General features: G+C 57.8%; 19 protein-coding genes and 1 pseudogene. 6 read left to right on the top strand and 14 right to left on the bottom strand.

Going from position 1 to position 21296, the window contains the following annotated elements; genetic code table 11:
• Positions 1–64 precede the first annotated feature (64 nt).
• Positions 65–1657, bottom strand: coding sequence for an ISL3 family transposase (locus AXW67_RS25160; protein WP_082908118.1), 1593 nt, complete (start codon positions 1655–1657; stop codon positions 65–67).
• Positions 1658–1748: 91 nt separating this feature from the next.
• Here AXW67_RS25160 and AXW67_RS25155 point away from each other — a divergent pair.
• The 3 genes and pseudogenes from AXW67_RS25155 to AXW67_RS25145 form a co-directional block, all read left to right on the top strand.
• Positions 1749–2192, top strand: a pseudogene (locus AXW67_RS25155) (3-methyl-2-oxobutanoate hydroxymethyltransferase); the annotation flags it as partial.
• 14 nt (positions 2193–2206) lie between these two features.
• Positions 2207–3058 (top strand): pantoate--beta-alanine ligase, encoded by an 852-nt coding sequence (panC, locus tag AXW67_RS25150; RefSeq protein WP_063680031.1) that lies wholly within the window; start codon positions 2207–2209, stop codon positions 3056–3058.
• Positions 3059–3642: 584 nt separating this feature from the next.
• The gene (locus tag AXW67_RS25145) at positions 3643–3831 is read left to right on the top strand and encodes a hypothetical protein (RefSeq protein ID WP_145927850.1); all 189 of its coding nucleotides are present in this window, start codon (positions 3643–3645) and stop codon (positions 3829–3831) included.
• A gap of 397 nt (positions 3832–4228) precedes the next feature.
• Here the strand turns inward: AXW67_RS25145 and AXW67_RS25140 are convergent, their stop codons facing one another.
• The 10 genes from AXW67_RS25140 to AXW67_RS25095 all read right to left on the bottom strand — a co-directional run bounded on the left by AXW67_RS25140 (position 4229) and on the right by AXW67_RS25095 (position 15593).
• The gene (locus AXW67_RS25140) at positions 4229–4954 is read right to left on the bottom strand and encodes a sulfite exporter TauE/SafE family protein (RefSeq protein WP_063680029.1); all 726 of its coding nucleotides are present in this window, start codon (positions 4952–4954) and stop codon (positions 4229–4231) included.
• 295 nt (positions 4955–5249) lie between these two features.
• Complete coding sequence (locus AXW67_RS25135) at positions 5250–5594, bottom strand: hypothetical protein (protein WP_063680028.1); 345 nt, start codon at positions 5592–5594, stop codon at positions 5250–5252.
• A gap of 440 nt (positions 5595–6034) precedes the next feature.
• Positions 6035–6478, bottom strand: coding sequence for a hypothetical protein (locus AXW67_RS25130; RefSeq protein WP_145927849.1), 444 nt, complete (start codon positions 6476–6478; stop codon positions 6035–6037).
• Between the two features lie 380 nt (positions 6479–6858).
• The gene (locus tag AXW67_RS44290; protein WP_245315717.1) at positions 6859–7296 is read right to left on the bottom strand and encodes a hypothetical protein; all 438 of its coding nucleotides are present in this window, start codon (positions 7294–7296) and stop codon (positions 6859–6861) included.
• A gap of 554 nt (positions 7297–7850) precedes the next feature.
• A complete protein-coding gene (gene nolL, locus AXW67_RS25120; RefSeq protein WP_063680026.1) occupies positions 7851–8963 on the bottom strand; it encodes a nodulation factor fucose acetyltransferase NolL in 1113 nt (370 codons plus the stop codon).
• Between the two features lie 632 nt (positions 8964–9595).
• Positions 9596–11488, bottom strand: a complete 1893-nt coding sequence (gene cysN / locus AXW67_RS25115; RefSeq protein WP_063680025.1) for a sulfate adenylyltransferase subunit CysN — start codon at positions 11486–11488, stop codon at positions 9596–9598.
• The gene (gene cysD, locus AXW67_RS25110; RefSeq protein ID WP_063680037.1) at positions 11488–12423 is read right to left on the bottom strand and encodes a sulfate adenylyltransferase subunit CysD; all 936 of its coding nucleotides are present in this window, start codon (positions 12421–12423) and stop codon (positions 11488–11490) included. The genes cysN and cysD overlap by 1 nt, the downstream gene beginning before the upstream one ends.
• Before the next feature lie 951 nt (positions 12424–13374).
• The gene (locus AXW67_RS25105; RefSeq protein WP_063680024.1) at positions 13375–13656 is read right to left on the bottom strand and encodes a WGR domain-containing protein; all 282 of its coding nucleotides are present in this window, start codon (positions 13654–13656) and stop codon (positions 13375–13377) included.
• Between the two features lie 229 nt (positions 13657–13885).
• Positions 13886–14809: a nucleotidyl transferase AbiEii/AbiGii toxin family protein gene (locus tag AXW67_RS25100; protein ID WP_063680023.1), complete on the bottom strand. Its 924-nt coding sequence runs from the start codon at positions 14807–14809 to the stop codon at positions 13886–13888.
• Positions 14796–15593 carry a type IV toxin-antitoxin system AbiEi family antitoxin domain-containing protein gene (locus AXW67_RS25095; RefSeq protein ID WP_063680022.1) on the bottom strand — a complete coding sequence of 266 codons (798 nt, stop codon included), beginning with the start codon at positions 15591–15593 and terminating at the stop codon, positions 14796–14798. The genes AXW67_RS25100 and AXW67_RS25095 overlap by 14 nt, the downstream gene beginning before the upstream one ends.
• Before the next feature lie 315 nt (positions 15594–15908).
• Here AXW67_RS25095 and AXW67_RS25090 point away from each other — a divergent pair, with 315 nt between their 5' ends.
• Positions 15909–17216 (top strand): DUF2130 domain-containing protein, encoded by a 1308-nt coding sequence (locus AXW67_RS25090; protein WP_063680021.1) that lies wholly within the window; start codon positions 15909–15911, stop codon positions 17214–17216.
• 114 nt (positions 17217–17330) lie between these two features.
• Entirely contained in the window at positions 17331–17582 is a 252-nt protein-coding gene (locus tag AXW67_RS25085; protein ID WP_063680020.1) for a hypothetical protein, read from the top strand.
• A gap of 1095 nt (positions 17583–18677) precedes the next feature.
• On the opposite strand, the gene AXW67_RS25075 is transcribed toward AXW67_RS25085, so the two are convergent.
• Positions 18678–18995: a hypothetical protein gene (locus AXW67_RS25075; protein WP_063680018.1), complete on the bottom strand. Its 318-nt coding sequence runs from the start codon at positions 18993–18995 to the stop codon at positions 18678–18680.
• A 14-nt stretch (positions 18996–19009) separates the two neighbouring features.
• Here AXW67_RS25075 and AXW67_RS25070 point away from each other — a divergent pair, with 14 nt between their 5' ends.
• Positions 19010–19447 carry an outer membrane protein gene (locus AXW67_RS25070; RefSeq protein WP_063680017.1) on the top strand — a complete coding sequence of 146 codons (438 nt, stop codon included), beginning with the start codon at positions 19010–19012 and terminating at the stop codon, positions 19445–19447.
• Positions 19448–19580: 133 nt separating this feature from the next.
• Here AXW67_RS25070 and AXW67_RS25065 read toward each other — a convergent pair whose 3' ends face one another.
• Both AXW67_RS25065 and AXW67_RS42165 read right to left on the bottom strand, forming a co-directional pair.
• The gene (locus tag AXW67_RS25065) at positions 19581–20438 is read right to left on the bottom strand and encodes a hypothetical protein (RefSeq protein WP_063680016.1); all 858 of its coding nucleotides are present in this window, start codon (positions 20436–20438) and stop codon (positions 19581–19583) included.
• A gap of 243 nt (positions 20439–20681) precedes the next feature.
• Positions 20682–21035: a hypothetical protein gene (locus AXW67_RS42165; protein ID WP_145927848.1), complete on the bottom strand. Its 354-nt coding sequence runs from the start codon at positions 21033–21035 to the stop codon at positions 20682–20684.
• Positions 21036–21296 lie beyond the last annotated feature (261 nt).

Genomic DNA, 21296 nt, shown 5'->3' with positions numbered 1-21296 from the left:
GGGTTCTTCCGCATATTTGGTGCAGGTCTCCTCTTCGCGTTTCATCGTGAGCGATTGTGCGTTGTCAGGCGGTGGCCAGTAGCCTGTTTCGGAGCAGTGCATATCCTGAACGGCCATACATCTGGCGCTTGATCGTCTTGAGGCGGTTGATCTGTCCTTCGACGGGGCTGGTGCTCCAGGGTTGGGTGATGGCTGCCCGAACAGCCGCGATGTCGCGGCCGATGCCTTCTGCAAGCGAAGCCAGTTCGCTGCTCGAAGCATCCTCGATCCATTGCTCGAGATTCGTATCATCATGCCCCCGTATCAAGGCCGCAAGACGTCGAGCAAGCTCACCGGCGTTGGAAAGCTCCGGCGCAACCTGATGGAGATGGTGAAGGAACCGCTCGGTCTGCTGATCGAGCGATCGAGACTCTTTGCTCAGGAGCCGTGCACAGTTGCGGCGCGAGGGCGGTCGCCATCGCACATTTGGCGCGGACGTCGGTGAGCCTTGCTGGCGGGCAGCAGTCCATCGGTAGATGGTCGTTTTGCTGCCTTCAAAACCGCGGCGCTTGATTTCGGTCCACAATTCCAGCGCGCGGCGTTCACCTTCCTCCCAGCGCTTTTCCAAATAATCTCGGAAAGGATCAACGAGGACGGAGCGCGCGGGTGGCCGCCGGTGCTCAGGCTCACCGCCCGCAGCAAGCCAGCGCTCGACCGTCCTCACGCTCATGCCGATCCGCGGCGCGATCCCGCGCGGCGACAGGCCGTCGGCGCGCAAGTCGAGGATTTCAGCATAGAGTGAACGGCGATGGTTGCGCCGCGCGCGGCGCAGCTGATCAAGCTTTGTAGAAGGCTCTATTGGTGGTTCGAGCTTGGTTTGATCTTCGACCATATCCGCAATCGTGGCCTTTCCAGCGATACCGATCGCCTTGCGATGACGGCAAACAGCCAAATGCAGCGCTTCACCCAGGTTTTGGAGAAGATGAAAACGGTCGGCGACCTGCGTCGCCTCGGGGGCACCACGACGGGCGCCCTCAGAATAAATGCCGGCACGATCGCGCGCGATCACTTCGATGCCGGGATGGCGTCCCAGCCAGGACGCGACCGCATTGGCATTCCGATTCGGCAAAAGATCGATAACGCGATTGCGCTCCAGATCGCAGATGATGGTGCCGTAGCGTTGCCCCTTGCGCCAGGCCCAGTCATCGATGCCGATCACACGCGGCGGCTCTAGCGGCTTGAATTCGGCTGCGCGGATCATCCGTAGCAGCGTGTCTCCGCTGGTCGGCATGCCAAGTCTGTGCGACAGACGTGCGCCCGGCTCGCCGCCGACCGCGAAACCGATCGCCAGTTGCCTGTCGCGGAGACGGGACGTTCGTCTCGCTTTCGGTCGCGCGGTTTCCGGCAACCGCTCAGTAAATATCTGGCGCGGGCACTGCGAATTCGCGCATCGAAAGCGTCGCGCGTTAAGCCGGATCTCGACAATCCGCTCTTGCCACGGCAGATCGGTTAAGCGTCGCACGTAATGGCTGTGGACGCGGCCGGTCTGGCAGCCGCAACCGGGACAGAACGAGACCGCTGACTTCGTCCGAGCCACGAGCATCACCTTGTCGCCCTGGGGAAGGATCTGGACAATCGAAAGCTCGGGGGAGACCAGCGAGCACAAGGAATGGAACAAGGGCGAATCACGGACGTCGACTGCGATTCTGACCTTATGGCCTTATTCGCGCCTTCCGTGAATCCGCCAACTTGCATCAAATATGCGGAAGAACCTCGGTCTGACGCCGCAGAGCGTCAATGTGATGGGTGGATTCAAGGTGCAGGGCCGAAAAGCCGACGACGCCTTACGTCTGCTTGAGGATGCCCACCGCCTCGAGGAGGCCGGATGCTTCGCCCTTGTATTGGAGGGAATCCCAGCGGAGCTCGCCGCTCGAGTGACCGAGTTGCTGACAATACCGACCATCGGAATCGGCGCTGGTCCCAACTGTTCTGGCCAGGTGCTCGTCTTTCACGACGTGCTGGGCTTGATTGAGGGACATCGCCCCAAGTTTGTTCGATCCTATGCGGATGGCTTTAAGGTGCTGCAGGAGGCTTTGTCGCGCTGGGTTGAGGATGTGCGCAAAGGTGCATTTCCGGCATCAAATGAGTCTTATCGCCTTCCGGACGGTCTTCGCGATGCTATCGCAAGCTGGACGCCTTCCAACCGATCCTGATCTGAAACTTGGGCATGAGAATAATCGCAAACCTCACCGAACTGCGTCGCGTCCTCACAGACGCTCGCAAGGCATATCAGCGCATCGGATTCGTTCCAACGATGGGATACCTGCACGATGGCCATATGGCACTGGTCCAGGCGAGCCGAGCTCAAAGCGACATCACCGTGCTGAGCATCTTCGTCAATCCCACCCAGTTCGGGCCAAACGAGGATCTCAGCACCTATCCGCGCGACCTCCAGCGCGATGAAAAACTGTGCCGGAATGCCGGCGTCGACATCGTCTTCGCCCCCGATGCGCGGGAAGTCTATCCTGCGGGGTTCGAGACCTTCGTCGAGCCGGGCGAGCTCGCAAAGCCGCTCTGCGGAGCTTTTAGGCCTGGCCATTTTCGTGGCGTCGCAACCATCGTGTGCAAGCTGTTCAACATGGTGCAGCCCGACCTCGCGTTCTTCGGCCGAAAGGACTTTCAGCAATGCGCCGTCGTCCGTCATATGGCAATTGATCTCAATCTTCCGATCGAGATCGTTACGGTGCCGACCGTTCGGGAGGCGGACGGCCTGGCGATGAGCAGCCGAAATCGATATCTTGACGGGCAAGAACGTCAGCGAGCTCTTGCGATCAGTCGCGGGCTGCTGGCGGCCGAGGCTCAATTTCGTGAAGGGGAGCGTAACGTCGGGAAGCTTCTAGCACTTGTCAGGCGGCATTTGGAGAAAGTCGACCGGTTGCAGTACCTCGAGCTCGTCGATACCGATACGCTCAAGCCTGCGCAAAGCCCCTTAGGTGCTCCTGCAGCTCTTTGCGTTGCGGCCCATATTGGTACCACTCGGCTGATCGACAATGTCATCCTCGACCCGAAGTTCACTTAGCGATCCATGGCGGCGGGCTGGATCGTGAACATGTCTCCGGTGAACGTTGTCGTAATATGCCGGAAATAGCCGCAAACGGTTCTCCACGCAGCACGAACGCAGCATGGAAGGTGAGTTGCGAGAGGTTGCCTCAGCGGTCAGGGCGTCAAAGAGTTGTGTCAGTTTCGAGGGGTCATACCCTTGGGTGACGCTTCGATCGTCTGCTCCAAAAAGTGGCGCATAGTCCCAACTACCTCGGGCGGAAAAAACTGCTTTCGCCTCGAACCCCTGCCGGGCTTCAAGACCATTGACATCTAGCTTGATCTGGTTGCCGCTGCTTTCCTTTTCCTTCTCATCATCGATCCTCACGGCCCTTCCTCCGTGCGAGCGAACAGAGTCTTAGGAGCCTGTTAGCGTAACGCTGTCGTCTCAACTACCTGATTTGGTGGGGCTCGCATTCATATATAGTCCGCACTTCCCCGATAGCCTTCGAGCATTCTACCGCGACGACATTGCGTCGCTACGACGTGAGCCGCGCTTGTGATGGGGCAATGCGTATGACTGGGGGCGCGCGCAGAATACGAGATGCGAAAGAGTTTCGGCGGTTGGAGCAGATCTACCTGCAACAGGCTGAGCACTCGACGGGAGATCTCGAACGAGACAGCTTACTCAATATCGCTCGAGGTTTCGGGTATGCCGCCCGTCAAATCGAAAGACGTTCATTGATTAGCAAGGCGGTGATGATTGTCGCTCTTGCCGTGCTCGTATTATTTTCCGTTTTGTACATTCCCTAGTGTACGTGCGGTCTAACGCGACGGCGACGTAATGCCTATCCCGGTTTCAGAATTGAGACTACCGCCACGTTTAACAGCATGCGGCCTGATCCCGATCAGGCCATTTATGACGGCTAGCGCCTCGAGAGGTTTTGACTGATACGTGAGATTTCCAAGACGGGTAGCTAGGAGGGACCAGCACTTCGATGCTGCCGCAGTGCCAGGCGCATCTAGGTACTTCGGAGCCTTTTCGGTCGGTCCAGGTCTTGAGCCGGACCTTCGTAAGGTCGCCGGTTTTCACTGCTTGTGGCGAGATAGGCCACTGCTAGAGAGTCGATAGTGTTCCGGAAGCTATCCGCTTTGCTGCTATTTGCCGGCCACGCTCGCTCAGCGGCGAAATATCTCGACCTGAACGATTTCATCTTGTTGCAAAGGCGATGAGCTGGATAGCGGCGGCACCGAGTACAGCGGCAAGGACGTAGCGCGTCGTCTTTTCCGATAGCCAACGAAGACCAACTGTGGTCCCGATCATTGCCCCGGCGAAAGCACCTAGGGCGTATAGCCAGGTTTGCGGTGAAGGCAACTGTCCGACGTAAATTGCCCCGACTAGCCCAACCGCGGAGTTCACCCATATGAAGGGGGCGGATAAAGCCGCGGCCTGTTTGGGCGACGCCCACCGCATCGCGATCAGGATCGGCGCGAGGAAAACGCCACCGCCGACACCAGTAAGGCCTGAAACGATGCCGATGCCAGCGCCTGTTGCGATCGCGTCCCAAGATGGCGCGACGCGATTTAGGATGTCTCCCTTCGCTTGACGGAACAACAAGATGGCCGCGGCCATCAAAAGCATGACACCGGTGACAGCATTGTAAATTTGCTGAGGAAGGACTGTGAAACCTCCAACTAAGGCAGTCGGCATCGAGGCGATTACAAGAGGCGTCAACTTCTTCCAATCAACAAAGCGGCCGCGATTGAAGAGCCACGTTGAATACGTAGCGGCGACGATGTTGAGCAACAATGCAGTCGGACGCATCTGAGTCGATGGAAATGATGAGAACGCCATTAGAGCCAGAAACGCTGTACCTCCGGCTTGCCCGACCGTTGCGTAAAGAAGGGAAACGATGGCAAAAGCAACTGTGAGCATTGTGGGGACTAGATCCGAGCAGATTCATTTGAAGAAAGAACTTGACGAGACGTTCTATTTGCAGGATCTCGCACATGACCGTCAAATTCATCCCGCTGAGGTATGAAGACCTAAGCATTGCTCCCGCTTTTGCTGAGATTATCGAGGGTGTCGGCCAGAGCCGTCGCGCTAACGCCTCCAGTTCGTCCTGACTGATTTCCGCCGCTTCCTTCTTTCGGGACGTTCATGATGCGCTGGCGTCCAGCGCGTCCTGGAAATGGAAGCAGAGACGCAAAGCGTCGGAGTTGACGCTGTGCTACCATTTCCACGTATCCGGGCTCGTGTCGGTAGCAAGCACACGGATTCCGTAGTCGCTGATGGTTACAATGGCATATGTGTAGCCATCGTAACAATTCAGCTGGTACTCCCTGTCTCGCTCCGACCAGCGCCAATAGTTCCGATTGCCGTAGGACGGGTAAAACTGCTTTCGCAGCGAGCCCTTGCCAGGCTCAAGACCATTGACATCGAGCTTGATCTCGTCGCCGCTGCTTTTCCACAAAACATGCCCCTTCAGCTTTTCTTTGGTCAGATTCACCACAAAAAATTCGTGCTTTCCTCCGCTCTTCGTCGCTCCTTTTCTGGCCTTCTCTTTCCTTTTCATCACCGCCCCTCCTGGCCTCTCCTCCGCGTGAAAGGCAGATTCCTCGAAGTTTGCTTAGGTAACATTGTCGTCTCAACTACCTAAGTTCGTAGGCTGGCAGTCACATCCAGCACGCACTTTGAGGATAGCTTCATTTCGCAACAGCAACTCTACTTTGCCGCGATCTGAGCCGCGTTTGTGATGGGAACAATGCGTATGGCCGTGCGTGCGCGCAGAATGCGAAAGAGTTTCGGCGGCTGGAGCAGATCTACCTAGCTCTCGACGAGAGATATCGAACGAGACAGCTTCCTCAAGGTTGCTCGCGATTACGGATATGCGGCCGACAAAATGACCTGCGTCGCGAACAACGACCGGCGGCGCTCGGTGCCGCTGGGACGATCCCTTGTAAGAAGGAAACGCGTCATTCCATATTGGGCTCCTGGTCAGAGAAAGCCCAACTTTCATCGCTCCGGCCGGCCTCCTTCGATCCGGAGGGTCGGCAATTGCCAGGAGCCATAATGAAAATTGACGCCAGCCCCGGCTGGCAAGTTGAATGATGCAAGGGGTGGCAGCCATGGGCTGGCGTATGGCGGAAGTTCGACATTCGTGAGGGATTTCGCGGTTTCAATGGAATAGATCACATCCCGCGCGACCCGCAGTGTGGCGTCGTTGATCCAGCCTTGAAAAATACTGATCCGGTCGGTCGCCGAGCTCGCAGAAGTGACCTTCCCGATGAGCTCCATCGCCTGCGCGGATTCGATCTGAATTCGCTCCTGCCAATTCCAATAGGTGTCGAAAAGCCGTTTCGAGAACTCCGTCTGCGTTCCGATGGCTCGCTTTGCAAAGTCCTGAAATGCGCCTGTTGCACCGCCAATGTCATCGTTGCTTCCGGCTTCCTTCGTCATCACCATCTCCTTGTCTTGTTACATGTAATCGAGAGATCTGCTGTCGAAGGCGCTGTTCGTCCGGAACTCTTCTATGAAGGCAGAAAAAGGAGAATGCTGATTTGCCCGGCTCCTCGCCGTATCCGCCACCAACGGGGTGCGCGAGCCCGTTTCTGAAGGGGAAAGGCTGAGCGTCGCACTGTGTCGGCTGAATGCGTCGCGCCCGTGTAGAAGTTCGAACATCCATGTCTTCAACCAGACACGCTGAAGATTTTAAATGACACCGATCGTCCGGACCACAATTCATGGGCTGCCAGTTGGCCACCCGTCCCAACGGATCGCCTCGAAAGGTGCCGAATGGTGATCGCGCTTCGAGACACCTGAGATAGCCCGTTAGGTGATCAGCCTTGGTCCGGACTGACACCTTCACCAGGGCTCCCGGGCTTGGTCTCGTGGTCGCGGATGAATGTTTCATATTGCGCAGGGTTAGCAGCCTTCAGGCGTTCCAGTGCGCGCTCAGCTTCATCAAGGACGACAACGCCGTGACGCCGTTTGATTGTCTCCATGCCTTTTACCATCTCTTCGAGGTGCTTCATTGCCTCTCCGGAACTCGACTCATTAGGGTCCTGCGACACTCTCGCCATCCGGGGGCGCCGGTTAAGTTCTTCGACGGCAGCGAAAAGAGCGTCGAGCTGTTGGCCCAAGCTGAACTGCTCAAAGACCTTCTTCTGGAGCTCCGAAACTTTGACGACGTTCGTTTCGATATCCTGATTTACTGCCCCGCTGAGTGGCGCAAAGAATGGAAAAGAGTACCAGGAGAACCAATTCGGGTTTGACATGGATACCTCTCGACCATCGAGATCGTGGCGTTCTTCTTCAGCTATATTCCAGCAATTGGCGTGCCAATCGACGGGGTCGATGACCACATCCAGGCACGAAAGTATAATTCCCATCAGGCTGGTGAAGGACCGCTGTGGTCAGAGGGGCGCGGCGATACTTGCGCGACTATAACGATGTCGGGGTCGTCTACCTCGCCCGCCGAGTTGGGCTCGAGCTTGGGTTTAAGCTTTTCGAGACTTCCGCACATGCGCGAAGGTGGGGTACTAAGATGGATGGAGCATGCGGCTGCACCTATGGGCGAGGCCGTGAAGGCGACATCGGTCTCCGCTTGGGGCCGCCTAGCGCACAATCAGCGCGATGCAGTCTTTGGCCCTCGCACGAATTCGTCCACGCGGACGATCCCATCAGAACTTGAGGCCGCCGAGAGGTGGGATCAAGCTTCATTACGGGTTGGAATAGCCAAAGGCTTAGCCGATCCCCTCGCGCGGATGCGATGTCGCGCAGATTTTGGTTCCAGTGAGACGCTTCTGTCGCAATGCCAAGAGGGCCGGGTTTAGTTAGTTACTGACTGAGGTTTGAGCGGCCCCGAGCGTGGCGGCGTTCCGGCAACAACCCGAGACACCCATCCGAGGTCGCGGACAATCCAGCGAACTGCCATCGCGATGACAACGATGACCACCCCAAGCACACCAGCCATCGAGATTCTGGTCGAGAGATCCCATAGTTCTCCGAACTGGACCAAATCCATAAGACGAAAAACGGTGCCCTGGAGCAGGTAAAGAAGCAGCGTGCTCTGCCCAAGTTCCACCGCGACAAAGCGGGCCACTCGATTTGAAGAGCTGAGTTTCCAGAGCTGTAGCACCATTTCAAATGCGATCGCAGAGGCCGCCACAGAGCCTGCGAACATCAGCAACACCTGTTCAGCCGATGCTGTATCGCGTATCAGAACGAGATTGTTGTAGGCATAAGTCTCTTTGCCCCAAACAAGAAAGCAGGCAAAAGCAAGCGCTGCGAGTGAGAAGATCAAGGGAGATTTGTTGCGTGGGAGAACGCGCGCCCGCCATTCGGTCGACTGGAAAAGCAAGAATCCCAGACAGAAGAACGGGAAAGTGTATCTTATCAAGGGCAATATCGAAAAGGTGACGGGCAAGATTGCGACCGCAATTGCAGACATGCCTATGATCCACATTGATCGACGACGGCAAATCGTTAGAAGGACCTTTATGACAAGGAAAGATGCAAATGCCGCCCATATGAACCAGTATGAGCCAATAAAATCCTTCAAAATGTCTGCGTAAGTTATACTGTTCGAAGGCGAAAATGCAGCTACCTTAGCTGTCTCCATAAAGGCGCACCAAAACAGCGTTGGCAGCAATAATTGTATCGCGCGCTCATTGATACTACGAATGAGCGATTTTCGCAGGAGAGCTCTCGAAGACAGATATCCGCTTATCGCCATAAACAGAGGCATATGAAACATGTAGATCGACTTGAAATACGGCGAATACCAATAATCATTGTTTCGGTAGATGACATATTGCAATAGATGTCCAACGATCACCAAGACAATGAGTATGCCTTTAGCAAAATCAAAGCTTAGATCTCGGTTGTCTGCTCCGGCTGAGTGCGAGCCGTGCCCCGTCGATAGAGTTGTGTGACAAAGCATAAAACCTCTAGACTTGGTTGTGCCCCTGTACGGTTAGCGGACGATTCGTTCTTTGAATATAGCTATGCGACCTCTTGGGCCGACTATGAAGCGGTGGGCTGTGTCAGGGCTTTCGCAACTCCGCTCGCTAATCGGTCCGGTCACGTGTCTCGTTTCTTCGCCATTGCGAGCGACGGTCCGCCAGCCGCTGCGACCTCGCAATGGATGATGGCATAGGCATGGACATGATCGGCGCAGGTTCCGCATACTAGGAGCGGCCTCGCACGCGCTAAGTGGGTGAGCAAGGACGTCTGCTTCGTTGCGGCGGCTCTGAAAACAAAATCGTCGAACATTGTTTGAGCTGGCAAAGAAGTTTCCCCTGCTCACCCGTGGCCATTTTCGCGCAATCCTGTCAACAATGGTTCGGACCGGGTGCATTGGTACAGCCTGCAGCGCACGACGCCACTGTTCGATCCGGCACGAAAGGACGAATGGTCGATCCCCGGCGAACTAGAATAGGGGCCTGTATCAAGCCGTGAAGCCAGAACGAAAGCCGCCAGGTTCGGGCAGCAGGGGCATGGCGGATGACGACAATCACGACCTGCGTGACCAGAGTCCAGCTTTCGACAAGGTCGAATGGTGCCCTAGTTGAGCTATGTCAGAGAAATAATCTCTCTTGCGGCAAGCGCATCTAGAACCTGATCCGCCAACTGTTCTGGTGGCTGGCCCAAGGTCTTCAAGTGTACCTCCGGCGCGCGCGGCGCTTCGAACGGGGCGCCGATGCCAGTAAAGTTCTCGATTTTGCCTGATTTTGCCCTCGAATAAAGTCCCTTTGGATCGCGTCGGACGCACTCATCTATTGGCGTGTCCACAAAGACCTCGACGAATTCGCGCTTCCCAACGAGCTTGCGTACCAGGTCCCGCTCGGTCATGTAGGGCGAGATAAACGAGCAAATGACCATCAAGCCGCTGTCGAGCATCAGTTTCGCCACTTCACCGGCTCGTCGGATGTTCTCGATCCGATCCGCGTCAGTGAAGCCGAGATCGCCATTGAGGCCGTGACGGAGGTTGTCGCCGTCCAGCAGCATCGTGTGATGCGACATCGCGAACAGCTTCTGGTCGACGATATTGGCAATCGTCGACTTGCCGGCGCCCGAAAGCCCGGTGAACCAGATGATGCATGGCTTCTGCTGCTTGAGCCCGGCACGCTCCTGCTTGCCGATCGTTAGCGGTTGCCAGGCAACGTTGCTCGCGCGGCGGAGCGGAAAATCAATCATTCCCGCGCCAACCGTTCGGTTGGTGTAGCGGTCGATCACGATGAAGGACCCGGTGCGCCGATTCACGTGGTAGGGATCAAAGCTCACAGGCAGAGTGGTCGCAACGTGGCAGAAGCCGAACTCATTGAGCCCGAGCGTCGTCGCCGCAAGAGGAGGCTCGCCGGTATTGACGTCGATCTTGTATTTGATGCGCGTGACGTTGCCGGAGGCAATCGATTGCGTGCCGATCCGAAATGCATAGGAGCGGCCCTGTACCATTGGCTCTTCATCCATCCAGATCAGATGAGCGGCAAACTGGTCGGCGACCGTAGGGCGCTGGGTTGGACCTGCGAGGACATCGCCGCGGCTGACATCGATCTCATTTTCGAGCATGATCGTTACTGCGTCGCCAGCTTCTGCAGCCGCAAGATCACCGTCATAGGTCACAATTCGCTTCACGCGCGAGCTGCGCCCCGATGCTGCCACGATAATTTCGTCGCCAACCGCGATGCTTCCCGAGGCGATCGTGCCCGCATACCCCCGGAAATCCAGATTGGGGCGGTTCACCCACTGTACCGGAAAGCGGAAGGGCAGGTCGGTCGTCTCGGACTGAATGTCGATAGTCTCGAGGCAATCCAGCAGAGACTGGCCGTGATACCAATCGGTGTTGCCGGATCGGTAGATGATGTTGTCGCCGTATCTGGCGGAGATCGGGAATGGAACGATCGACTTGAAGCCGAGCGCCGAAGCAAAGGCGACATAGTCGCGCACGATGCCGTCGAAGACATCTCTTCGGTAGTCCACGAGGTCAATCTTGTTTACGGCCAGGAGGACGTGCCGGATGCCCAATAGTGAGCAGATGAACGAATGGCGTTTGGTTTGCACCAGAATCCCTTTGCGCGCATCGATCAGGATGATGGCGAGCTGCGCGTTGGAGGCGCCGGTTGCCATATTGCGGGTATATTGTTCGTGGCCCGGCGTATCGCCGACCATGAACGATCGGCGCGGCGTGGTGAAGAACCGATAGGCGACATCGATAGTAATACGTTGCTCGCGTTCAGCTTCGAGGCCGTCGACCAACAGAGCAAAGTCGATGTCCTCGCCCGTCGTGCCGTGCTTGGCGCTGTCGCGCGCGAGTGCCCGTAGCTGGTCCTCATAGATCATCTTGCTGTCATGCAGGAGTCGCCCGATCAGCGTCGATTTGCCGTCGTCGACCGAGCCACAGGTGATGAACCGCAATTGATCTTTGCTAACGGCCTCGCCGAGGCAACCCGCAGCATCCGTATCCATCAGAAGTATCCTTCTCGCTTCTTCTTCTCCATTGAGGCGGCCTCATCCGTATCAATGATACGACCCTGGCGCTCCGACACTTTGGTAAGCCGCATTTCGGCTACGATGTCCTCGATGGTAGTGGCCTCCGATTCGATGGCGCCGCTCAGGGGGTAGCACCCAAGCGTGCGGAAACGGATCGTCCGCAACTCGGGGGTCTCATTTGGCCGGAGCGGGAGCCGCTCGTCGTCCATCATGACCAGGGTGCCATTCCGATGCACCACACGTCGCTGTTTCGCAAAGTAGAGAGGGACGACGGGGATGTTTTCGAGCATGATGTATTCCCAGATGTCGAGCTCTGTCCAATTCGACATCGCGAACACCCTCATCGTTTCGCGTTGCCGGATGCGTGTGTTGAACAGGTTCCAAAGTTCGGGCCGCTGGTTGCGCGGATCCCAGGCATGTCCTGCCGCGCGGAACGAAAATATGCGCTCCTTGGCACGGCTTTTCTCCTCGTCCCGCCGCGCGCCGCCGAATGCCGCATCGAATCCGTAGATCTCGAGCGCCTGCTTGAGCGCGTCGGTCTTCATAACCTGCGTATGCAGCGCGGAGCCGGAGTCGATGGGATTGATGCCGCGCGCAATGCCGTCCTTGTTCACGTGGACGATCAGATCGATCCCGATGCGCCTGGCCGTCTCGTCGCGAAAGGTGATCATCTCGCGGAACTTCCAGGTCGTATCGATGTGCATCAGTGGGAAGGGCAACTTCGCCGGATAGAATGCTTTCACCGCAAGGTGCAGCATGACGCTTGAATCCTTGCCGACCGAATAGAGCATCACCGGCTTCTTGAACTCTGCGACAACCTCGCGCATGATTTCGATCGACTCGGCCTCGAGCCGCCGCAAATGCCGCGGAAGCGTGCGCGTTTCGAGTCGAGCTAAGTTCTGCACGTTCATCTTGAACATCCTCGAGATGTGCCCCACGCGATGAGCTTGCCGTTGCGGATTCATGCCACATCTGAGGGCTTGACTATGGGATCAGTAATTCAGCGTGGCTCGCTGCGGTATCTCATCCTCGGTCGGTCCAAGCGGGGGATAGACGTCGGCGCATCGCCTTCGCCAAGAGCATAGAATTCTGGTGGGCGAACCTACGAGCTGTAAGATGGGAAACTGACTGACGGTCAATTCATTCCTTGGTTGCCGCCTCAACATACGCTGGTTTATCGTGTCGCAAAGCCGTTGCGGGTGCGCGCCGGCGCAGCGCGATCTGGCCGTCCTGCTGAAGGGTAGGGCATGATCCTCCACACGCTTTCGAGCTTGCGGTTGCCCTCGCCGCCGGTGTAGAGCTGGTCAGAGCTGCCGAAGGCCGCGCCTACGACCGGGTTGCCGTGTTTATGATGAGATACTCCTCGTAGTTTTCCCGACGGGAAAACTACCCTGTCGCTCAATGGCTGGCACTTTTCCTACCCGGCAGTAGGTGAGTTGGTGAAATCGATTTTTTGGATGTAGTGCATTCAGATCGCGGATAGTGACGCTTCCTGCGGTCCTGATCTCAATCTCCTGGTCGCATCCGATACTCTGATGAAAGTCTCACGGCGGCAACTCCGGTGGCCGGTGAGCGATGAATTAGGTGGTTTGCAGTGCCGCCCTTCATACAAGGCTTTCGTAGCCCGCAGACAGTCTCGTGCTGGACCAGCAAGACACCTGATTGGTCACTCGACCCGCTAGCCGGAGCAGTTAGCTCTTGGAAATTCAAGGTCTCAGTTGCCGTGTGAGCGATCTGTTCTCAGGCCTGTAGGCCCGCTACGATAGATTATGGAATATTTTTGCAATTCTTGGAATATGACTGAAGATGACTTCGGATTACCTTAGTATACTTTCTTCGGCACTTCATCCATCCCAGCCATATCATGCGGGGTCGCACGTTCGCTCCAAGCATGGCGAATGCCGCTGGACGTAACCACAACGGGTTTTTCGTCTGAGCCAAGACTCAAGAGCCTCGACGGCCTGCACGAGACCATCGAACAGATCGAGCTGCCGTCGACCGCGCCCACCGAGACGGCCCCATTCACGCACCAATGCGGTATCGCCAAAGAGCGTCGGCTCGATCGTAAGCACGTAGAACCGCGCCATGTTACGGGCCGGATCGCGACGCTCGAGCACGAGATATTGCACGGTGAGTTCGAACATGCATCAGAATCGCAACTACCGAATCGACCGTCCAATTAAATAAATGAATCAAGCAGGACCAACGATTCAGATATTTTATGCAGGTAACGAGACAGTCGAGGTCAGGCTCGCGATAGGCAACTGCGCTGAAGCCCGCAAGCTCCGGGCTCGCTGGGTGACGGCGCCCCCCGGAGGTGTCGTCTGAACAAGTTGCCACGCGCGTGCTCGACGGAGATCCCCTTCTCCGACCTCAGGCATTGCGCAAGACTTGCTCGAGCTGCGCGACGAGCTTCGCCCGGTGCTCAGCAGGAAGCTTGTCCAGATTGATCTGTTTCCAGCGCACCGCCGGCAGCTCCGCCGCGCCAGGGACGTCCAGCAGGCTCCAATCCGGCTCGCCGCGCTTGAACCCTATGAGGAAATCCTTGTGAGCTTGCGGCATTTTTCCCGCAAGTTCGGCGATCAGCGTCTCCCGGGCTTCGAGCAACTCGTCCAGGGTTACTTCATCGGCGGTCATGCCCTCGAAGCCGTGCGTGAATTCGTGCTGGATGTCCTTGCGGCGAGGAACCACCACAACCTCGGAAATCGGTCTGTCATGGATGATGAGGTAGACGATGAACGCCTTGCGGAGATTGTCCGTGATGCCTTCGTTGGCGAGCAGATCGCGGACATCGAAGAGGTCGCGCGGATGCTGCCGGTCGAGCGCCGCGACGAGCTTGCCGGCGTATAGATCGGCGAACGAAACGACTTTCATCTGTGCGAAGCCGAACGTTTCTTCGACGCTCGGCGACACGTCGCGCACCTCTGGCTCGAAGACGCTGCCCCTGATCACCGGCGTGACCTCGATCTTGATCTGCGCATCACCTTTCTGGACGGTCAGCTTGGTGACGATCTTTTCACGGGCGTTGACGACTTCCGTCACCCGCGCGCCCGGCAATCCTTTCCTGATGGCCGCCGCTATGCGCTTCATCGCCGCATCGATTGCGGCAAGAGATTCGGGGCGCGGAGCCACCGGCAGATATGTCAGGTCGATATCGACCGACAGGCGCGGCATGTCGCGGTGGAAGAGATTGATGGCGGTGCCGCCCTTAAGCGCAAAATCGGGCTCCGCCACGACGAACGGGACCGTCTCGATCAACAAGGCCACTTGATGCCGATATTTCTCAGACAGGGGCATTGAGGTCGTCTGGGATGGTTATGAGGTATTTGGTGTCGAGTTTGCCGCCCTTGACGAGCATGCGCTTTCCCGTGCCGAGATTGACTTTCGACTTGTCGATCTGTCTGAGCCAGGCGTGCTGATGTCGCTCCGAGAACCAGAAGAACAGTCGTTTGACCTTGACGCTTTTGCAGTCGGTCAGAAGCGTTTGCAGCCGCCGGGGACTCAGGCTCCTCAAGCCTTCCGCCAGTGCATCGACCTGATGGAAGCTTTCGTGGCGGGGCAATTCGTCGAGCAGTTCGAGGAACGCACGCTCGGGCGTCGATACCGTGAGAGGCCAGTCGAATGGTCCCGGTATTTCCCGCGTCGTTCCCGACTTTAATCCGGGCGGGCTCCCGTGCGTTTTGAATAGACTTTGCGTGCGGTGAACGCGGAATTTCTGTTTGAGCGGGAGTTTGCCGAGCCAGCCGGGAGCAGGCCGCGTTCCGTATAGATGTACGGTCGAAGGACCCGTCTGGCTCAGGTAGTGGCCGAGGCCTTGCGCTTCGATAGCGGTACGTCCGCCGACGACGAAATCGGAGCCGAGCAGTCGCTGGAGCGAAACGACCACACTCAGCCAGGAGAGTTCGCCGAGCGGGCGCTTGAAGGTCCCCCGCGCCGGCTGAACGAGCCAGCCAGCCGATACGTATTGGCTGCGCAGGCTGGTGGAATATCCATGCCGTTCCATCCAGGCAGCATCGACCAGAAGTCCCTGCGGGAGGGTCCTTTCGAGCTTGTTTAGCTTTCTGTCGTTTTGCTCAGCCATACTAAGTAAATTAGAAGTTTTTCAAACCAGACTCGAGGTTTAAAATATATCCACTTTCCGCAGCGAGACTAAGTAAAATCATCATAACACAAACTCACCTCGGGATCCAAAATTGACATCTTGTTCCTATTTTGTTCTATTCTAGGCTACCCTCCTGCGAGGCTGCTCGCGCAAGCGTTCGGGTAGATCGACGTGTCGGTGGAAAACCCGCCGGCCAAGTCGAAATCGACGACGCGTATGTGGACATTAAGCCGAGCGACATCGCAATCGCGCACAGATCATGTTGAATCCGGTTGCAACGATGATGGGGAGTTCATGAGTTTCAAAGCAACCGGCGCTTCGCACGAGGCGACCCTGCATTGCCCCAACTGCAATCACGAGATCCGGCTGACGGAGTCGTTGGCCGCTCCCCTCCTTGCTGAAACCCGTCAGCGCTTTCAACAGCAGCTGGCCAGCAAAGATGCAGAGATGGAGCGTAAGACCGAGGCACTGCGGCTGGAACGCGAGCAGGTCGCGAAGGACCGCGAGCAAATCGAGGACCACGTTGCGAAGCGATTGACCGCCGAACGTACCCAGCTGGTCGCGGCCGAAAGCAAGAAGGCGCGAGAGGCGGCCGCAGCCGAGCTGCAGGCGAAGGAAGCGGAAGCCGCGGAGCTGCGAGCCAACCTGCTTACCAACAACGCAAAGCTTGCCGAGGCTCAAAAGCAGCAAGCCGAACTGATGCGACAGCAGCGCGCACTCGAAGAGGAAAAGCGCGAACTCGACCTGACAATAGAGAAGCGCGTGCAGGCCTCAATCAGCGAAATCCAGATCAAGGCCAGGCAGGAAGCCGACGAGGCTGCGCGCTTACGCGTTGCCGAGAAGGACCAGACCATCGAGTCGATGTCTCGAACGATCGAGGAGCTCAAGCGCAAGGCCGAGCAGGGATCACAGCAATCCCAAGGGGAAGTACTCGAGCTCGAGCTCGAAGAGCTTCTGCGCGGACGTTTTCCGACCGATTCGATAGAGCCGGTTGGAAAAGGTGAGCTCGGGGCGGACGTTATTCAACAGGTGAATGGTGCTATTGGCCAATCTGCCGGCATCATCCTTTGGGAAACCAAGCGCACCAAGGCATGGAGTGACGGGTGGCTCGCTAAATTGCGTGATGACCAGCGTCGTTCCGGCGCCGATATCGCTCTGATCATCTCCCATGCGCTGCCGAAGCATATCGAGCAATTTGACTTGGTCGATGGGGTATGGGTGGCTCATCCGCGTTGCGCATTGCCGGTCGCCGTGGCGCTCCGCCAGGGTCTGATCGATGTGAGCAGCTCGCGCCTCGTTCAGCAGGGTCAGCAGACCAAGATGGAGCAGGTTTATCACTACCTGACCGGCACAAAGTTCCGCCAGCGCGTCGAAGCGGTGGTCGAGAAGTTCAACGACATGCGTGAGGACCTCGACAAGGAGCGCAAGTTCATGGGCCGTCAGTGGGCCAAGCGGGAGACGCAGATCCTGGCCGTCGTGGAATCGACGGTCGGCATGGTCGGCGACCTGCAGGCGATCGCCGGCAAGGCCATGCCGGAGATACCGAGCCTCGAATTGCCCCTACTTGAATCCTCGGCCGAGTCCGAACGGAGAGCGAGCTAGTTGGTCGCCCCGATTGAGAATTAAGTCGCTTCCCTCCCCTTTGGCAGCAGAGGGGAACGCGACGATGGCGTCGCCGCGATCCTGAGGTGGCCCGACCGCCAGCGCACAAGCGGCATGGATGATGTCGATGATCGCGCGGACCCGGGCACTAACCACGTCACCGAAGTGCCGCAGAATGCCGGATCTCTGACCTTTACCGAAACTTCGAAGCTTTCGAACGGGGACCCGAGCCAGTTGCAGGAGCCAATGGCCGCGAACCATCCGCCCCGTCCGTCGTCGCTCACCATGATCTTGGAATGCGATTCGGTGCTGAACATATGGACGACGATCGAGTCCGATCTGCTTTGTCGCCGATTGCCGCTTTGAGCTTTTCGGCGTGCGCGCGTGACGTCGCCTGCTTCTTCCGATCTTCGTCGAGCTCCCAGAATATGTCGATCCGCGCTCCATTTCCGGCGGCGTAAAAGAAGTCGGACAAGAAGTCGGCGGCGTGTTCGTTCAGGAATGTCGAATGGATGATCACCCCGTTCCCGTGCGTTCCTGATGGTTTTCGACAGGAAATTGCGGTGCGCGACGCCATCGACGATCAGATCCGTCTACCTAAAAACGCCCTCGGTGGGCCCGGCAGCGCTCTCGACCGCGGCGGATGCGGCACTCGCGGGCAGCCGGACACCGCCCGCGCTGCCGTCTCGCGAAGCCTCTCGTATGCGGTCTAGGAGAACTTGGGGTGCCCGAGATGTCAGACCGTCGATCTTTTGTGCATCCCTTACGCTGAAGACTCCCCGCACCTCGTCCATCAGATGATCAGGCGCGACGGTCTTCTTTGGAGCGAGCTCGTGGATTGGTGCCGTAGCGTTAGTCGAGGCGAGCCCCTCGACGATCCCGCACGAGAGCTGGGGCGACGATTGCGGATTTCGTTGGCTTCGGATGCCGAACGTGCGCTGTTCGATGAGTACCTCAGACTGTATCGCACCAAGCTTGGCGAGGCTTCGCCGGCGTGATTCCGCAGGTTTGTCTTCATATGACCCGGCTACCGTTAAATTACTGCGACACCGCACGGGCCTCCGCAGGCAGCGTATGGACTTCCTCCTCTTGCTGCCGAATAGCCGACGCGTGGTGCTCGAAGTCGATGGAGCACACCACTTTATCAACGAGCTCGATCCGGCTAATCGGCTCCCGGGTCTGCGGTTTACGTCTGCGGGTAGATTTGGAGAGAACCAGCCACTGTAACCATTCGAACCGGCTGGTGTTCGCATGAGCAAGCCAGCCAGCTCCTGTGAGAAAGTGGGCTTGCGGGACTCGCATCGATTAAAGGCAGCGAGTTCGTGTCGCGCGATCCGGTCCTGAGGACATGGTGTCGCCGGACTGCTTCAGGCCCGGCAAACCAACCGAAACCTGCAGTCTCTAGACTTAAGTGTATGAAACGGCTCTGCAGCGCGGGCGGCTCGGCAATGAGGGTGCTGCTCACCCCCCCATGCGGCGAGGTATGAGCCAAATGACTTCGCCGGTTGGATTGTTTCTGGTCCAGTGCGTCACCTCTGCTGTCCATCGCACCGTGTAGCGCTGCCCTGCGATCAAAACGCTTGTTTCTTCGCGGTATCTGTTAGGCAAGAGCCCGTCGCGGGCCAACGCTCCGATCAAGCCATCTGGAGCCTGTTGCCGACGATGGATGAAGTCCTCGCCGACAACTTGCCCGTAGTCCTGTCCATCGGCGTTTGTGCTGCTGCCCGGTCCGGATCGAGCGTAGTTTTGAAAATGCAGGATGTCATAATCAAAATACATATGGGAATCGTCCGGTGGCCGTGGCGCCGAGGGAACTGGGGGCCGATTTCAAGGGCTCCAACGGCAACCTCGCCTTCGCAGGCGTCCAGGATGAATCCAAGATTGATGCATTCGGCCTGCTCACGGGCCAGGTCGGCTATGCCTGGAATAACGTGCTGCTCCATGTGAAAGGTGGCGCTGCGGTCGTCCGCGACAAATTCCGGATCTTCGACTTTGCGACCGGGCTGTCAATCGACAACGGCAGCGAAACTCGTTGGGGCGGTACGGTAGGGCGGGCCTTGAATTTGGCTTCGCCTCTAATTGCTCCGTCGGCATTGAGTATGACCACTTGTTCATGGGCCGTCGGAACGTGGACTTCTTGTTTTCAGCCGGAATCGGAGGTGTTCCGGCGGGTGCTCGTGCAGGGACCGCCCGAATCGGTCAGGACGTCGACATCGGTTTGGTCCGTGTGAACCACCGCTGGGGTGACGCGGCCGCGAAATATTGATCTCGCCAGTAGGGACGGATTCCATCGCGCGGAAGCGGGAATGGAAGGTGGAAGTGTCGTGCAAGCAATCAAACGACTGTCCGCTAACGACAAGATAACTATCGGTAAATCCGTCTATCGCGTGATCGGGGCAAGATGAAGTTCTCGATCGCCGCGACGGCGTTGCATGCGATAGCTCGACCTCGCTCATCCATGCCGGTCCAGCAGGACTGGCGTTTGCGCGGATCTATCTCCAGAAGTTTGACGCCCTCCGGGACGCGGGCGCCGTCTCGCGCAATACCACGGAGAACTCCTCCGATGGGGGCCAGCACCGGTGTGCCGCTGAGACGGCCGAGCTGCATGTTTTTGGATACGGGCGTGCCGATATCGACCACTGTTCGCCAGATGCCGTGGCGGTGCGAGTATACGAAGCGCTCGCGGCCTGCCTCGCCGAGCTCCCGGGATCGGCCGTCCGCCGCCTTCGTGGCTCCTCGGGAGAGAATCGCACCGGTCTGGGCCGGATGGGTTTCGATGGCGGTGTGGCAGTTGCCGCCCACCTCGAAGCCGGGCCCGATGCCGACCGTAACCCGCGCAAAGCCGGAGAGGTCGGGAGGTGCCCGATGCTTTTGCATGCGCGCATCGACGATCACGGATAGTGGACGTAAGACGATGATGTCGGAGAGGTGCATTTCCGTCACTGCGACGCTGTTCGGATCGGTGTGAATTCGCACGATTTCCAAGAGGGTGTCGGCCCGTTTACCGACGACGCCTTCAACCTGGCTTAGCTCGCCGAACAGCGCGTCGTGAAACGACATGCGGCGGCGGATCACCGGCGGAAATGGGGCGTGGCTCATTACGACCGCAAAGGTCGCCTCGGTGAGCTTTGTTGCGATTGCGGATGCGATTTCATTCGTGCCAAGTACCAGTGCCAGACGTCTTGGCGCGCATGAATCCTGGGTCTTGGCGGCGTCTTTCATGGGCGAGCCTCGCATTACGGTTGGATCCCTAGCAAGGCACGCGCCAATCATGAATGCGTTCGACTGTCCAAACAAGGATGGTTCGTCCCGCAGCGGACGATCCAGCTGCGCCGAACCGCCGTTCGACATTGTCGTGCATGCAACAAAAGAGGTCCGGCTTCTGTCAAGCCGATGAGGCCACCGGATCGAGGCACCTGAACGCGACCAAGAGAAACAGTGTAGAGCCCCCGCCGTGATTCGTGATCAGCCGCTGTATGCGAAGTACGTGTCTTCCTTGTCGTCGAAGATGTGGGCTTCATTGCCCGTGACCTTCACCAAAAAGTGGGATGAGGTATCGTGATCGAAGCCGCCGAAGATTCCGAAGCCTTTCGGTTGGAGCATCAAATGCGACCGTTCACCGTGGTGGTACAGGTGCGGTAAGGCGCCGGTGACGTAGCAATGCCTGCCATGGTCATATCCGCTAACAATGCGCCCTCGCACGGACACGCTAATCCTGCATGACGCGGAGGTTTCGAATTCTCGCACGCGAGCGACACGACGTCCGAGAGTGTGAGCCAACGCAATCGCTGCCGCGGCCGCCCGAACGTGCGCCTTCATATATCCTCCTACCGATTGCCTCAGGGGGGCTGCCCGATGCCGCGATATAAGGGCCAAGACTGCGCCTACGTCGCGGGATACGGCTATGCTGCCTCCAACGAAGCAAGCTACGCGACGGGCACCATGGCGGCAGGCTGTAAACTGCCTGCCATGAGGCATTCCCAGATCTGCAAGGCCCGGCGCGCTGTGCAGTGCGGGATAGGCCTGGATGAAGGCAAGCGACCCGAGACGTTTTTCGGTGGCCAAGGCACCAATGAGAAG

Source organism: Bradyrhizobium neotropicale, assembly GCF_001641695.1.
Classification (GTDB): domain Bacteria; phylum Pseudomonadota; class Alphaproteobacteria; order Rhizobiales; family Xanthobacteraceae; genus Bradyrhizobium; species Bradyrhizobium neotropicale.
This window is presented reverse-complemented; position numbering and strand designations above follow the sequence as displayed.

Excerpts from the sequence above, each read along its gene's own strand:
- cysD (WP_063680037.1), bottom strand. The coding sequence starts at position 12,423 with ATGAACGTGCAGAACTTAGCTCGACTCGAAACGCGCACGCTTCCGCGG.
- AXW67_RS25075 (WP_063680018.1), bottom strand. The coding sequence starts at position 18,995 with ATGTATTTTGATTATGACATCCTGCATTTTCAAAACTACGCTCGATCC.
- AXW67_RS25090 (WP_063680021.1), top strand. The coding sequence starts at position 15,909 with ATGAGTTTCAAAGCAACCGGCGCTTCGCACGAGGCGACCCTGCATTGC.
- panC (WP_063680031.1), top strand. The coding sequence starts at position 2,207 with ATGAGAATAATCGCAAACCTCACCGAACTGCGTCGCGTCCTCACAGAC.
- AXW67_RS44290 (WP_245315717.1), bottom strand. The coding sequence starts at position 7,296 with ATGTCAAACCCGAATTGGTTCTCCTGGTACTCTTTTCCATTCTTTGCG.
- nolL (WP_063680026.1), bottom strand. The coding sequence starts at position 8,963 with ATGCTTTGTCACACAACTCTATCGACGGGGCACGGCTCGCACTCAGCC.
- AXW67_RS25105 (WP_063680024.1), bottom strand. The coding sequence starts at position 13,656 with ATGTTCGAACTCACCGTGCAATATCTCGTGCTCGAGCGTCGCGATCCG.
- AXW67_RS25130 (WP_145927849.1), bottom strand. The coding sequence starts at position 6,478 with ATGACGAAGGAAGCCGGAAGCAACGATGACATTGGCGGTGCAACAGGC.
- cysN (WP_063680025.1), bottom strand. The coding sequence starts at position 11,488 with ATGGATACGGATGCTGCGGGTTGCCTCGGCGAGGCCGTTAGCAAAGAT.
- AXW67_RS25140 (WP_063680029.1), bottom strand. The coding sequence starts at position 4,954 with ATGCTCACAGTTGCTTTTGCCATCGTTTCCCTTCTTTACGCAACGGTC.
- AXW67_RS25135 (WP_063680028.1), bottom strand. The coding sequence starts at position 5,594 with ATGAAAAGGAAAGAGAAGGCCAGAAAAGGAGCGACGAAGAGCGGAGGA.
- AXW67_RS25095 (WP_063680022.1), bottom strand. The coding sequence starts at position 15,593 with ATGGCTGAGCAAAACGACAGAAAGCTAAACAAGCTCGAAAGGACCCTC.
- AXW67_RS42165 (WP_145927848.1), bottom strand. The coding sequence starts at position 21,035 with ATGAAGGCGCACGTTCGGGCGGCCGCGGCAGCGATTGCGTTGGCTCAC.
- AXW67_RS25065 (WP_063680016.1), bottom strand. The coding sequence starts at position 20,438 with ATGAAAGACGCCGCCAAGACCCAGGATTCATGCGCGCCAAGACGTCTG.
- AXW67_RS25085 (WP_063680020.1), top strand. The coding sequence starts at position 17,331 with ATGGATGATGTCGATGATCGCGCGGACCCGGGCACTAACCACGTCACC.
- AXW67_RS25100 (WP_063680023.1), bottom strand. The coding sequence starts at position 14,809 with ATGCCCCTGTCTGAGAAATATCGGCATCAAGTGGCCTTGTTGATCGAG.